Below are 13,779 nucleotides of genomic sequence, written 5' to 3' on the forward strand. Positions count from 1 at the left end.
GACCGCCGAACCGCGCGGTCAGGCCCTGACGCGGGCCTTCGTCGTCCACATCCGGTACCCGGCCTTCAGCGCCTCGGTCTCCGTCTCGAACGTCACGTCACCCTTCATCCGCCGGTAGTACGGCGACTCGGGCGTGTGGTAGACCATCGTGCGCGAGTTCCCCTTGACGGGCAACGACTCCTGCTCGGCCGGCACCGTCACGACCGGTTCCTCGGCCACCTCGACCACCGGCTGGCGCAGGATCTGCTTCTCCTGCGCGGCGCGGGGTGCGGGGAGGGCCAGCAGGGTCTTCGGAGACCCGGTGTGGGTGCGCCTGCGCAGGACGAACCAGGTGAGCAGGCAGCCCACGGTGAAGGACACCAGGCACAGCACGAACATCTGCGAGAACAACCAGAGCACGGGGGGACTCCTAGCGGACTACGACGTCGACCTGGCGTGTGGCCGGGTCGTACTCGCCGTCGGGGGCTGGACGGGTCTCAATGGCGATCAGCGCCGGTGACACGCCCTGGCCCACGAGCTCGTCGCGGACCAGTTCGCCTCGCTTCGTGGCCGTCGCGGGGTCGGTGCCGTGGGCGACCAGGGTGATCGAGGCGCGTGGTGCGACCAGGAGCATGCGGCCGACGCGGTGGACCAGCACCGGGCCGTGGCCCTCCCACGCCGTTGTGCCCTGCACGAAGCGGATCGCGCCGTTGCCGTTCACCAGGCGGTTGACCGAGTCGTGCAGCGCCTCGACGTTCAGGTCGCCGATGGTGGTGGACGGGCCGATCTCGATGCGGTCGGTGACCTGCAGGCCGTTGGCGGCCTGGCGGACGGCGTCGCGGACGGCGGTGGCGCGGTGCTCGTCCGGTACGCGGGCGGCGATCGCGACGTGTCCGGTGTGGACGGTCGTGGTCACCTCGGTCACCCTGGCGGACAGGGTGGCCGACACGAGCCTGCCGATCACCGCGGGCGGGATCGGCAGCGTGCCGCCCAGCCGCAGTGCCGCGGTGACCCGGTGGTCCGCCGTCGGCACCGCGTCGAGCAACGCGCGCCGTTCCGCGTCGTCGGCCACCGCACCCGCCACCAGGATCTCACCACCGCGCACCGCCACGAGCAGCTGCTCGGGACCGGCCTGGCGGACCTCGGTGCCGGCCACGCCGTCGACGTCGGCGACGACGGCCCGCACGGCGTCGGCCGAGCGCGGGGCCACCTCGCTGACCACCACCGAACGGCCGCTCACCGCGACGACGCCGTGGTAGCCGGCTTTCTGCAACGCCGAACGCACGTCGGCGTCCAGTGAGCGCTCGACGCCACTGCCGTAGACGAACACACCGGTGGCGGCGAGCAGCGCGGGCACCAACAGCCCGCCGATCCAAACCGCGTGAGGCAAACGCACGGCGAAGGGAGTACCGGACCGCGGGGAGGAAAAGCCAGTCGCTGCCCGCGTTCGGGCCGAACTTCACCCGGTCAGGTGGCGATAGGCGCCGCCGCAATCCCCTGTACGTGTCGAGTCGATCAACGTAGCGTCGTGGTCATGTGCCGGTACGCCGAGACGCCCTACAAAGTCCACTACGTGTGCGTGCCGTGCCGCAAGTCCCACAAGTACGCGTGGGACGGCGAGGACCACACCTGCCCGTCGTGCCGCCGGCCGATGACGTTCGCGGGCCACGACTTCGCGGCACCGCGGCGCACGGACGACTCCGGGTGGAGGGCCGTGGCCGCGGTGCTGGAGGCCGGGTTGCGGTACGAGGGCTTCGAGACGTGCGGGTGCGGGCGGCGACCGGGGTTCCGGCCGCGGACCGGGCCGAGGTGCGGGCGCGGCGGGTCCGGGGGCGGCGGCTGGAGCTGTCGGACGCGGAGGCGCTCGTGGCCCGTGATCCCGCCGATCTGGCCTGACCCGGCTCACCTGACCCACCCAACCCAATCTCCGCTGCCCGATCCTGAACGCCGGCGGAATGGCACTGGCACGCCCGGTTCGCCGCGGCTGTCAGCCGGTCGGCAACGCGCGCAGGAACGCCGCCAGCCGCTCTTCCAGGTGCGGGCGGACCTCGTCGCCGGTGAAGATCCACGGTGAGCGGGCCTCCATGCCGGCCACGACCATCTCGCCGACCTCGTCGATGCCGGGGCCGCTCCTGAGGAACGCGTCCACCGCCGGCACGTAGTCGTCGTGCAGCGCCACGGTGGGGTCGAACGACCTGGTGTTGCGGACGATCTCGGTGTCGACCGGTCCCGGGCACAGCACGCTCACGTCGACGCCGTGCTTGGCGACGGTCAGCCGCAGCGACTCCGACAGGGCGACGACGGCCGCCTTCGCCGTCGCGTACAACACGTTCGGGTCGGCCACGAGACCCGCGGCCGACGAGGTGTTCACGATGTGGCCGGCGCCGCGCCTGATCATCCTGGGCAGGAACGTCTGGACGCCATTGACCACGCCGGTCAGGTTGACCGCGAGCGAGAGGTCCCACTTGTCGTAGGTCAGCTCGGCCGGCACGGAGAACGGCACGATGCCCGCGTTGTTGAACAACAGGTCGACCGGTCCCAGCGCGGCCTCGACCCGGTCGGCGGCCGCGGCGAACGCGACCCGGTCCCGCACGTCGAGCGGCACCTCGGCCGCCAGCTCGCCGGCGCTGCTCGCCAGCGCCTCCTCGTCGACGTCGGCCAGCGCGAGGCGCACTCCCCGCTTGCCCAGCGCGCGGGCGATGCCCAGGCCGATCCCCTGCGCACCGCCGGTGATGAACGCGACCGAACCCGTCCAGTCCCTCATGGGAGCACCTCCCTGTGTTGAGCGATCGACACTATGTCAGTCAACACAGTACGCTGCTCAGCATGCCATCGACCTCGGAAGCACCGGTGCTGACACTCGGCCAGGTGCTCAAGACCGGAGGGCGCGCCGTGCTCGGCGTCCTCGTCGGCCTGCAGGTGCTCGACTCCGTCGACAACGTGATGTTCGTGGTGTTCGCCAAGAGGGCCGATCCAGACCTCGCTGCTCGTCGACACCTACCCGCGGGCAGGCCGTGGGCGTGCTCGGACTGCACCGCGCCGCGAACCGCGGGGTCGTCGTCGGCCGCTGCTGGCCGGCGTTCGCCGCGGTGCCGGCGGGCAGGAAGCGTGGCGGTGGCGTTCGGCCCTCGGTGCCGGGCTGCTGCTCGCCTGGCCGCGCTGCGGTTGCCGGAACCGGTGCGCGCACAGGAGCCGGGCGTGGGAAGCGTTGCGGCAGCTGCGGAGGATCCGCACCTACGTGCTCGTGACGGCGCTCTCCGCGTTCGGCATGGGTGTCGCGACCTTGCCGACCTACCTCTCGCTCGTGTTGGAGGACCACCTCGGCCAGGGCGCGGCCGAGGGCGTGATCACGAGCGTGTGCGCCGTCGGCGGCCTGCTCGGCGCCGCTCTGGCGGGCGCTGAGCGACCGCCTGTTCCGGCGCAGCCCGGCCGCGTGCGTGCACCTGGCGGCCGCGGCGATCACGGTGCTGGGCATCGGGTTCGCGGTGCAGGCCTACGCGCCGGACGTCGCCACCTACGTCGTCGTCGGCATGCTCACCCAGGCCATGACGTACGCCGGGATCATCACGCTGAGCCTGGTCGTGGCCGCGGTGACGCCGCCGGGGATCCGCGCGACGGCGTTCGCGATCGTCGGCGTCGCCGTCGCACTCGTCGGCGGGCTCGGCGGCGCGTTCGTCACCGCCGTCGCCGAGGCGGCTTGGGGCGTGCGGCCCGCGATCGCCGTGGTCGCGCCGCTCACGTGCGTCGTGGCCGGACTGGTCCTGCTGACGTGCACCCGCCACCTGCGCCGCGACATCACCACGAACGGCGATCTACGATGACCCGCGTGACCTCACCAGGGCAGCGCCGGATCGACGAGATCGGCGACGAGAGCCGCCGCCGCATCCTGGACGCCGCCGAGGAGCTCTTCGCCGAACGCGGCTTCGACCGCACGTCCTTTGTGGACATCGCGAGGCGCTCGGGCATCAGCCGCGGCTCGATCCCGTGGCACTTCAAGAACAAGGACGGCTTGGTGATGGCCGTCGTCGAGCGCGTGATCGACCGCACCTGGCCGGCCGAGCGCTACCAGCACGCCCCGCCGCTCGCCGAGGTGTTCGCCGAAACCGCCGAGCTCCTGCGCGGCGGCAGCTCCGCGCTGTTGTTCATGGTCCTGGTCGAGGTGCTCGGCGACCGCGGCACGGTGACCGAGCAGTACCGCGAGTTCTTCCACCGCCGCCGCGAGGGCATCGAGGTCCTGCTGCGCCTGCAACGCCCGGACGGCGTCGACCCGGAAGTGGCGGCCGGTCAGGAACGCGCCGCCGCGGTGGCGCTCAACGGCGCGCTGCTGGGCATCCACCTGCAGGCCCTCGTCGACCCGGACAACGTCGACCTGGACGCCGCGCTGATCTCGATGGCGACGATGTTCGACCGCAACCTCGCGGACGTGTGGCGCACGTCAGACTGAGGCGGTGCGCAGCCGGTCGACGACCAGGTCGATGTCGGCGGCGCTGGTGCGGTGGTTGGTGATGCACGCCCGGATGCCACGGCTGCCGTTCACCAGCACCGGTCCGAGCAACGCCACGTTCTCGGCGGCGAGGGTCTCCAGCAACGCCGTGTGATCCGCGCCTTCGACCTCGAAGCACACGGCGGTCAACGTGACCGGTGCGAGCAGCGTGATCCCGGGGATGGTGCTGATGCCTTGCGCCAGCCGCTGCGCGAGGTCGAGGGTGCGTTCGTTGGCGGCGCGGAAAGCGTCCACTCCGAACACCTGCAGCGCGCTCCACACCTTGAAGGCTTTGAAACTGCGGGAAAGTTGCGGCCCGTAGACACCGTGCCGCAGGTCGCCACGACACACCACGGCGTGCGGCCGTTCCGCCGGTCCTCGTCGACGCTGCGGTGCGCTTCGACGGAGGTGTAGACGACGAGCGGCGGTGCGTTGCGCTGCAGGCCTTTCTTGCGAAAGTCGGGCACGCGGTCGTGCAGCGCGGTGGCGAGCGCCTGGAGCGTGGCGAGCGAACCACCGCCGGTGACAGCTGCCCGAAATTGCAGTTCTGGTTGATCGCAGCTGCCAGCGCCTCGGCGTACGGCGCGATGCCGTTGGGCGGGCCGAGGACGTAGGCCAGGAACCGCGGGTGCGCGACCGTGCTCGAGTTGGGCAGGATCGTGTCCTCCCAACGGTCGAACAACGCGCCGACCCCGATCCCCTGCTCCGGCATCGGGGTGCGCAGCAGCTCGGCCAGCTGCTCGCGGTCGGGTTCCGGAAGCACCTCGGCTTTGGCCAGCCCACGCTCGTAGCTGTCCAGCAGCGCAAGTAGGCGGGTGCCGGCGCGGTCGCTGGAGGAGGCCGGAGTGATCACCGGCTGCCACGCCGCCGTAGCAGCTCTACATGTCGGCGCTCACGCGGCTGCCGGGGGTGGCGCGGACGAACTCGCAGTTCCCGATGAAGACGGTGAAATGAGTCAGCTCCAGCAGTGAGTCAGGTCCCAGCGGTGAGTCAGGCCAGGTCCTCCGCCTGCAGCTCCGCCCTCGACGACACCCCGAGCTTGCGCAGCACCCGCGCCGCGTGCTGCTCCACCGTGCGCGGCGACAGGAACAGCACGTCCGCGATCTTCCGGTTCGTGTGCCCGGCGGCGAGCAGCCGGGCGACCTCCTGCTCGCGCGGCGACAGCTCGTTGCCGTACCCGCGGCGGCCGCGGCGGGACGGTTTGCCGCCGCCGATGCTGCGCAGCAGGTGCCGGCACCGGGCCGCGTCCCTGGTCGCGCCGAGGGCGTCGAACGTGTCGACCAGCGAGGACAGGATCTCGGACGCCTTCTCGTGTTCGGTCGGCAGCAAGCACGCCGCCTCCCGTTCCGCCACCAGCGCCGTGAGGTACGGCGCCGGCAACTCCGAGTAACGGTCGGCCGCCTCCCGGTACAGCGCCACCGCCACGTCCAGCTGACCACGGGCCTCGGCCAGCCTCGCTCGGCACTGGGCCAGTGCTGCCACCGCCATCGGTGCGTCGCGACCGGCAACACCGGCGGCGATCTCGGCGATCAACGTCTCCGCGTCCGTTTCCCGGCCCGCCGCGAGGAACGTGGCCACCGCGACCGGGCCCAGCTCGGTCGCCCACACCCACACGCCCTTCGCGCGCACGATGGCGACGCCGCGGTCGACGTCCACGCACGCGCGGGTGACCTCGTCCTGCGCCAGCATCGTCCAGGCCAGGGCGGCGCAGCCGGCGATGGCGACCGGGGCGATCGACTCCTCCGGGGCGAACGCGCCGGTCTCGGTCAGGTGGCTGGTGGCCTCCGCCCACTCGCCTCGGGCGGCCGCGAGCGAACCCAGGACCAGGCAGAGCTCGCTGGCGACCGGGAACAGGTCGCGGTAGGAGTCGAGCAGGGTCTGGGCGCGGTCGGCGAGGCCGTCCCAGCGACCGGTCAGCCAGTCGAGGCGGACGCGGGTGGCCTGGGCGGTGCTCGCGACGAACGGGGCGCCGCACTCGGCGGCGAAGCGCAGGCCGTCGCGCAGGAAGTCGCCGCACAGGTCGAGATGGCCGGTGGTGGTGAGGGCGTCGGCCAGGTTGCAGTGGGCGCGGGCGAGCTGGCGGAGCTCGCCCGGGGTCGACACGGGCGGGAAGTCCAGCGAGGCGAGCACGGACGGGTCGCCGGTGTGCATCTTCGAGCCGAGCTGGTTGGCGTACAGCGACAGGTTCAGCTCGCGGTCGTCGGTGGCCTCGCGGCAGCGGTCGACGAGGTCGAGCCACGGCGTGAACTCGCTCAACGGAGTCGTGCCGAGGTACGGCAGGCCCAGCACGGCGGCACCACGAGCGGCCAGGTCCGGGCGTTCGTCCAGGTCGGCGACCGCGCGTTCGATCTCGGCGCGGGCCTCCTCGACGCCGCCGGCCTGGCGGATCAGCAGCAGGCCGCGGAACAGGCGCACCTCACCGCGCGCGGACACGGACAGGCGGCGGTCGGACAGCAGCCGTTCCAGCGCCTCGGTCGGGTCGTGCTGGTCGAGGCCGCGGTGGGCGACCTCGCCGAGCTTGACCGCCAGCCGGTCCACGTCGGCGGCGGGCACGGCCGGGTCGCGCAGGAGTCGTTGCAGCAGGGTGGTGGCGGTGCCGGCGTCGCCCCGTTCGGCGGCGCGGTCGGCGGCGGCCTCCCCGAACCGCAGCCACGCGGCCGTCTGACCGGCGCGTTCGCTGTGTTCGGCGAGCTGCACCAACGGCAGCGGCTCGACCTGCAGCAACGCCTCGACCGCGCGGTTGTGCAGCTGCTGGCGATCGGGACCGCTCAACGTGTCGTAGACGGCCTGGCGTGCCAACGCGTGCCGGAAGCCGTAGCTGCGTGCGTCGACCTCGTGCAGGACGTGACCGGTCAGTGCGTGTGTCAACGCCGCGCGCACGCGACCTTCCCCGATCGCCGCCACCGCACCGAGCAGCTCAGCGGACGCAGGCGCGCCGAGCACAGCCGCCGCCTGCACCAGCCGGGTCGCGGTCACCGGCAACGCCGCCAGCCGCTCGGCCATCGCGTCGCAGCAGCACCGGCACGTCCACGTGGTCGAGCAGCCGCGGCCGTGGCGCGTCGGCGTGCACCGCGCCGCGGGTTCCGCAGCGCGCGCAGCGTCTCCTCGACCACGAACGGGATGCCCGCCGTGCGTTCGTGCAGCTTGGCGGCGAACTCGGCGGACACCGGCTCGCCGTCCAGGATGGCCGACGTCAGCGCCCGCACCTCGGCCACGTCCAGCGGCCCGAGCTCCAGCACCGCGCTCGTGGTGCCACCCGGCGGCCGGTACGCCGAGCCCAACGGCACCCCGCCCGGCACGTCCTCACGCCGGTAGGTGACCACGATCGACAGGTTCGGTGGCGGGTCGCCCATCAGGAACCGCAGCAGCTGCCGCGTGCCGTCGTCGGCCCAGTGCAGGTCCTCCACGACCAGCAGCACCGGTCCGAGCACGCTGACCAGCTCCCGCACCGCGCGGAACACCCGGTGCCGCTCGGCCCGCGGGTCACCGGTCGGCGGTGGCGGGGGCGGCAGGTGCTCGGCGATCTCCGGCAGCAACGCCCCGAGCACCCCGGTGACCGGGCTGAGCCGCGGGTGGCGGGCCAGGCGTTCGGTGCAGTCGCGCAACGCCTCCAGCACCGCGCCGTACGGGAACGGCTCCCCCACCGGCTGGCAGTGCCCGATCAGGACGGCGATCGGCCCGAGGTCGGAGTCGAGCAGCTCGCGCACCAGCCGGGACTTCCCGACACCTGCCTCGCCCTCGACCATGACCACGGCCGGTTGCCTCGGCACGGCGGCGCGCAGCGTGCCGAGTTGGTCACCCCGCCCCACGAGCACCGGGGAGCTGGTCCGCACCAGCGCGGCGGGGCCGGGCCGACGCTGGCTCGGTGTCCGACTCATCCGGACTGATCTTAGGGCCTGTGTCGAACAGGCCCCAGGCGAAAGACGGGTATCCCTACGTAGTGATGTCCGGATTGTTCGCGGTCCGAGCGCGCTCGATGGTGATCCGCACGAGGCCGTCCACTCCCCTGCCGAGACGGCCCAGAACGGAGAACACGAGATGCGACTCGATCGCACAACCCGCCGGTTGGTCACGGCCGGGCTCGGCGTGGCCGTGCTCGCCGCGGTCGCCAGCCCCGCGTCGGCCCAGCAGGGCACGGTCAAGACCGCCGAGCAGCCCGTGGCCGGCAGCTACATCGTGGTGTTCAAGGACGGTGCCACGGACGCCCCGACCACGAACGCCAAGGCGCTCGACCTCGCCCGCAAGCACGGCGGGAAGGTCAGCAACACCTACGTCGCGTCCGTGCGCGGTTTCGCCGTGAAGCTCGACGAGGCCGCCGCCCGCCGGCTCGCGGCCGACCCGCAGGTCGACTACGTGCAGCAGGACGGCTGGGCCCGCATCTCCGACACCCAGACCAACCCGACCTGGGGCCTCGACCGGGTCGACCAGGCGAACCTGCCGCTCGACCAGCGCTTCACCTACCCGAACACGGCGTCCAACGTCACCGCGTACATCCTGGACACCGGCATCTACAAGGCGCACACCGAGTTCGAGGGCCGCGCCAAGGACGGCTACGACTTCATCGACAACGACCCGGACGCCTCGGACTGCCAGGGCCACGGCACGCACGTGGCGGGCACGGTCGGCTCGAAGACCTACGGCGTGGCCAAGAAGGTCAACCTGGTCGGCGTGCGCGTGCTCGACTGCAACGGCAGCGGGCAGTACTCGCAGATCATCAAGGGCATCGATTGGGTCGCCCAGAACGCGAAGAAGCCGGCCGTGGCGAACATGAGCCTCGGCGGCGGCGCGGACTCCACCGTGGACAACGCGGTGAAGCGCGCGATCGCGGCCGGCGTGACGTTCGGCCTGGCGGCGGGCAACAACAACGGCGACGCCTGCCAGACCTCCCCGGCCCGCACGCCCGAGGGCATCACCGTGGCCGCCAGCGACTCCGCGGACAAGCGCTCGATCTACACCGGCGGGCAGGCCTCGAACTGGGGCTCGTGCGTCGACATCTTCGGGCCCGGCTCGAACATCACCTCGACGAAGAACGGCGGCGGCACGACGTCGATGGGCGGCACCTCGATGGCCACCCCGCACGTCGTGGGCGCGGCCGCGTTGTACCTCTCGGCGAACCCTTCCGCCACCCCTGCCCAGGTCCGCGACGCGCTGGTGACCAACTCGACTCCGGACAAGATCTCGGACACCAAGGGCTCGCCGAACAAGCTGCTCAACATCAGCTTCATCGGTGGCGGCGGCCCCGACCCCGAGCCGTGCACCGCGGCCACGAACGGCGACGACGTGTCCATCCCGGACACCGGCACCGCCGTCTCCTCGCCGGTGACCGTGTCGAACTGCACGGGCAAGGCGTCCACCGCGACCAAGGTGAAGGTCGACGTCAACCACACCTACACCGGTGACCTGGCCATCGACCTGGTCGGTCCGTCCGGCGCGAAGTTCAGCCTCAAGAAGACGGGCGGCGCGTCGTCGTCGGCCGGGATCCACGAGACCTACACCGTCGACGCGTCCGCGGAGAACCGCAACGGCACGTGGAAGCTGCAGGTCACCGACGTGTGGACCTACGACACCGGCAACATCGACACGTGGACCCTGACGTTCTGACGACGCCCGGAAGGACCTGTCATGCAACGCATCGCTCTCGGACTCGTCGTGCTGGCGTCGCTCACCGCGGTCACCACCCCGGCGCAGGCGGCGGAGGCCGACTTCGTGCGGGCGAAGAACCCCGCTCCCGGTGACAGCTTCATCGTGTCGCTCAAGCCGGCCGCCGACCTCTCGGCGACCGGTGTGGCGGCGGTCTCCGGCACGCTGGTCCAGCGCTACGGCGGCACCCTCGACGCCGTGTTCTCCCGCGCCATGCGCGGGTTCGGAGTCAAGGGGCTGTCCGCCCAGCAGGCCCGCCGGCTCGCGGCCGATCCCGCGGTCAAGACCGTCCACCAGGACGGCACGGCGCGGGCCACGGACGTGCAGACCGACCCGACCTGGGGCCTCGACCGGGTCGACCAGGCGAACCTGCCGCTGGACAAGAGGTTCAGCTACCCCAGCGGCGGCGCCTCGAACGTCACGGTCTACGTCACCGACACCGGCATCAAGACCTCGATCGCCGACTTCGAGGGCCGCGCGTCCGCGGGCGCCGACTTCATCGAGGACGGCCAGAACGGTCAGGACTGCTCCGGCCACGGCACGCACGTGGCGGGCACGGTCGGCTCGAAGACCTACGGCGTGGCCAAGAAGGTCAAGCTGGTCTCGGTCCGCATGCTCGGCACCAGCTGTGGCAGCAGCGGCCCGGACTCCGCGGGCGTCAAGGCCATCGAGTGGATCACCGCGAACGCGAAGAAGCCCGCGGTGGTCAACGCGTCGTGGACGTTCGACAGCGCCGACATCGGCAACGACGCCATCGCCGGGATGATCGCCTCCGGCGTGCAGATGGCCGTCGCGTCGGGCAACAGCTCCACCAACGCCTGCTCCACCGGCCCCGCCAAGGTCCCGGCGTTGATCACGGTGAACGCGACCTCGCAGAACGACGCGCGGGCCTCGTTCTCCAACTACGGCTCCTGCACCGACATCTTCGCGCCGGGTGACAACATCACCTCGCTCGGCCTCGGTGGCGGCGCCGCGAACATGTCCGGCACGTCCATGGCCACCCCGCACGTCGCGGGCGTCGCGGCCCTGTACCTGTCGGCGAACCCGTCCGCGAGCCCACAGGCCCTGCGCGACGCACTGGTGAACGGCGCCACCAGCGGCAAGGTCACCAACCCCGGCACCGGCTCGCCGAACAAGCTGCTCTACAGCGGTTTCACCGGCGGAGGCCCGGACCCGACGTGCGGCCCCGGCACCAACGGCGATGACGTGTCCATCCCGGACACCGGCACCGCCGTGTCGTCGTCGGTGACGATCTCGGGCTGCACGGGCAACTCCACGGCCTCGGCGACGGTCAAGGTGGACATCAACCACACCTACACCGGTGACCTGGCCATCGACCTGGTCAGCCCGTCCGGCCGGTCGTACGTCCTGAAGAAGGCGGGCGGCACGTCGTCGTCGGCCGGCATCCACGAGACCTACACCGTCGACCTGTCGGCGGAGGCGCGCAACGGGACGTGGAAGCTGCAGGTGACCGACGTGTGGAGCTACGACACCGGCAACATCGACTCCTGGACCCTCACGGTCTAGGGACACAGGGAAGGTACGGGGGTGCCCCTGGAGCTACGGCTCCGGGGGCACCCCTCGTCGTCGTCCCCCGGTGCCGGGCTCCACCAATAAAGAGCCGTACCCCTACGGATACCGACCCTGATTGTTCCTCGCCGGACACCGCCCGAAAGTGATCCTCAGCGAACTGCCGCCGTCCCTGCCTGAAGGCGAGCGTTCGCCAGATCCGGAGAGGAACCAACGTGAACAGAACACCACGGTCCTGGGGCGTGCTGGCCCTGGCCGCCGCGGCGCTGCTGGCACCCGTCAGCGTCGCCTCCGCGGCGCCCCAGCACGCGGCTCCCGACACCGGGGGCCGGCACAACGCTCCGGCCGCCACCTACCTGGGCGACACCGTCCCTGCGAACCTCGGTGACGCCTCCCCCCTGTTCGCCGGCGGGCAGAACGCCACCGTGAGCGAGTTCCCCGGCATCGTCGCCGGCATCCGCGCGGGTGGCACCCGGCCGGAGGGGCAGACCTGCACCGGCACGGTCGTGGCGCCGCGCAAGATCCTGATCGCGGCGCACTGCGCGGACGCCCAGGGCGAGAAGAAGTTCGTCTACGGGCTCGACGACCTGAAGGACCACCGGGGCGGCGCCGGCTCCGGGTTCGCCGTGAACGTGGTGAGCTACAAGAAGCACCCGAAGTACGTCAACTTCGACCAGGGCTACGACGTGGCGGTCGTGACCGTGGACCGCGACATCGCGCTCAAGGGCGGTGCGGCGTACCCGAAGTTCGCGACCTCGGCTGACGCCGGTGGCGCGGCGCCCGGCAAGACGGGGCTGGGCTTCGGGTACGGCAAGAAGGACTTCAACGACAACTCGCAGGACGTCACGCTGGACAAGGCGAGCCTGCCGGTCGTGGACGGCGACCGGGTGTGCCAGGGCGTCGGCGCGGGCTTCAAGTCGGCGACCATGATCTGCGCCGGGTACTCGGACGGCCGGATCTCCATCCTGCCCGGTGACAGCGGCGGCCCGCTGATCTTCGACGGCAAGATCTACGGCATCGCGTCGTGGAGCCGGTCGGACTTCAAGTGGTACTCGATCTACGGCCGCCTCGACAACGAGATGGGCGACTGGGTCAGGACCGAGGTCGGCAACGAGCCGCCGACCGGTGAGTTCACCGTGGGTGTCACCCCGGGCAGCGGCACGGTGGCGCCGGGCAAGCACCTCTCCGCCACCGTCACCACCACGGCGGGCACCAGCGCGGAGAACGCCACCCTGTCCGCGTCCGGGCTGCCCAGCGGCGTGAAGGCGGTGTTCCAGCCGTCGTCAGTAACCACCGGCGGCTCGGCGAAGGTGACGTTCGACGCGAGCTCGTCAGCGCCGGGCGGCACCTACGACGTGACGATCACGGCCACGACGGCCGGCGACAAGACGGCGTCCGGCAAGTACTCGCTGACCGTCACCGGAGACCCGCAGCCCGGCGACTTCACGCTCGCGGCGTCCCCGAGCAGTGTGAAGGCGGCCAAGGGCAGGTACGTCTCCACCACGATCACCACCACGGGTGGCGGCCAGACCGTGAACCTGTCCGCGTCCGGCGTGCCCAGCGGCGTGAAGGCCACGTTCCAGCCCACGTCGGTGGCCGCCGGTGGCTCGGCGAAGCTCACGCTCGACGTGTCCACCACCGCGGTCGCCGGCACGTCGTCGATCACGGTCACCGGCACCGACGCGGGCGGGAAGACCGCCACCACCACGGTGTCGCTCACCGTCGAGGGCACGGAGCCGCCGACCGGTGACGTCACCGTGACCGCGACCCCGTCCTCCGGCAGCGGCTGGCAGGGTCAGCTGGTGCAGACCTCGGTGAAGGCCGCCGGTGGCACCGGCAACCTGGCGCTGACCTCCTCCGGCGCGCCCGCCGGCGTCCAGGTCTCGTTCAACCCCGGCACGATCGGGCAGAACGGCAGCAGCAACGTCTGGTTCTTCACCAGCTTCTCCACCCCGGTCGGCACCTACCCGATCACCATCACGGCCACCTCGGCCGACGGGAAGACCGGCAAGACCACGTTCACGCTGACCGTCACGCGGGTCGGCGTGCAGCGCGGCGCTCACTAGTGGTGTGGCTCGGAACGTTGCCGGGGGAACTCGCGGTCAGACGGGTGCATCGTGGTGCCCTGCTGAGCGTGGATCACCTCG

The 13,779-nt window shown here is 71.6% G+C and carries 13 protein-coding genes; 6 read left to right on the top strand and 7 right to left on the bottom strand.

The genetic code is table 11. From position 1 onward, the window contains the following. Positions 1 to 18 precede the first annotated feature (18 nt). From BBK82_RS37455 to BBK82_RS55905, 3 genes are all read right to left on the bottom strand, one after another. Positions 19 to 399, bottom strand: coding sequence for a sunset domain-containing protein (locus BBK82_RS37455; RefSeq protein ID WP_065919166.1), 381 nt, complete (start codon positions 397 to 399; stop codon positions 19 to 21). Between the two features lie 10 nt (positions 400 to 409). Beyond that, entirely contained in the window at positions 410 to 1,375 is a 966-nt protein-coding gene (locus tag BBK82_RS37460; RefSeq protein ID WP_154697737.1) for a hypothetical protein, read from the bottom strand. Positions 1,376 to 1,548: 173 nt separating this feature from the next. Continuing rightward, positions 1,549 to 1,671: a hypothetical protein gene (locus BBK82_RS55905; protein ID WP_257785409.1), complete on the bottom strand. Its 123-nt coding sequence runs from the start codon at positions 1,669 to 1,671 to the stop codon at positions 1,549 to 1,551. A 69-nt stretch (positions 1,672 to 1,740) separates the two neighbouring features. On the opposite strand from BBK82_RS55905, the gene BBK82_RS55910 reads away from it, so the two are divergent. Further along, positions 1,741 to 1,875, top strand: coding sequence for a hypothetical protein (locus BBK82_RS55910; RefSeq protein ID WP_257785410.1), 135 nt, complete (start codon positions 1,741 to 1,743; stop codon positions 1,873 to 1,875). A 91-nt stretch (positions 1,876 to 1,966) separates the two neighbouring features. Here the strand turns inward: BBK82_RS55910 and BBK82_RS37465 are convergent, their stop codons facing one another. Further along, complete coding sequence (locus BBK82_RS37465) at positions 1,967 to 2,743, bottom strand: SDR family NAD(P)-dependent oxidoreductase (protein WP_065919168.1); 777 nt, start codon at positions 2,741 to 2,743, stop codon at positions 1,967 to 1,969. A gap of 646 nt (positions 2,744 to 3,389) precedes the next feature. Between BBK82_RS37465 and BBK82_RS37475 the strand changes: the two genes are divergently transcribed. Both BBK82_RS37475 and BBK82_RS37480 read left to right on the top strand, forming a co-directional pair. Then, positions 3,390 to 3,800 (top strand): hypothetical protein, encoded by a 411-nt coding sequence (locus BBK82_RS37475; protein WP_237048470.1) that lies wholly within the window; start codon positions 3,390 to 3,392, stop codon positions 3,798 to 3,800. A gap of 5 nt (positions 3,801 to 3,805) precedes the next feature. Next, entirely contained in the window at positions 3,806 to 4,423 is a 618-nt protein-coding gene (locus BBK82_RS37480) for a TetR/AcrR family transcriptional regulator (protein ID WP_065919171.1), read from the top strand. Here BBK82_RS37480 and BBK82_RS56970 read toward each other — a convergent pair. The 3 genes from BBK82_RS56970 to BBK82_RS55050 all read right to left on the bottom strand — a co-directional run bounded on the left by BBK82_RS56970 (position 4,415) and on the right by BBK82_RS55050 (position 8,340). After that, positions 4,415 to 4,717 (bottom strand): hypothetical protein, encoded by a 303-nt coding sequence (locus tag BBK82_RS56970; protein ID WP_237047781.1) that lies wholly within the window; start codon positions 4,715 to 4,717, stop codon positions 4,415 to 4,417. The two genes, BBK82_RS37480 and BBK82_RS56970, sit on opposite strands and share 9 nt — an antisense overlap. Positions 4,718 to 5,452: 735 nt before the next feature. Further along, positions 5,453 to 7,465, bottom strand: a complete 2,013-nt coding sequence (locus BBK82_RS37500) for a helix-turn-helix transcriptional regulator (RefSeq protein ID WP_237047782.1) — start codon at positions 7,463 to 7,465, stop codon at positions 5,453 to 5,455. Then, positions 7,435 to 8,340: an ATP-binding protein gene (locus tag BBK82_RS55050; protein WP_237047783.1), complete on the bottom strand. Its 906-nt coding sequence runs from the start codon at positions 8,338 to 8,340 to the stop codon at positions 7,435 to 7,437. Before BBK82_RS55050 ends, BBK82_RS37500 begins: the two co-directional genes overlap by 31 nt. Positions 8,341 to 8,500: 160 nt before the next feature. On the opposite strand from BBK82_RS55050, the gene BBK82_RS37505 reads away from it, so the two are divergent. From BBK82_RS37505 to BBK82_RS37515, 3 genes are all read left to right on the top strand, one after another. Further along, positions 8,501 to 10,063: a S8 family peptidase gene (locus BBK82_RS37505; RefSeq protein ID WP_065919175.1), complete on the top strand. Its 1,563-nt coding sequence runs from the start codon at positions 8,501 to 8,503 to the stop codon at positions 10,061 to 10,063. Positions 10,064 to 10,084: 21 nt separating this feature from the next. Continuing rightward, entirely contained in the window at positions 10,085 to 11,629 is a 1,545-nt protein-coding gene (locus tag BBK82_RS37510) for a S8 family serine peptidase (protein ID WP_065919176.1), read from the top strand. A gap of 218 nt (positions 11,630 to 11,847) precedes the next feature. Further along, complete coding sequence (locus BBK82_RS37515; RefSeq protein ID WP_065919177.1) at positions 11,848 to 13,698, top strand: trypsin-like serine protease; 1,851 nt, start codon at positions 11,848 to 11,850, stop codon at positions 13,696 to 13,698. Positions 13,699 to 13,779 lie beyond the last annotated feature (81 nt).

It is taken from the genome of Lentzea guizhouensis (assembly GCF_001701025.1).
Lineage (GTDB): Bacteria > Actinomycetota > Actinomycetes > Mycobacteriales > Pseudonocardiaceae > Lentzea > Lentzea guizhouensis.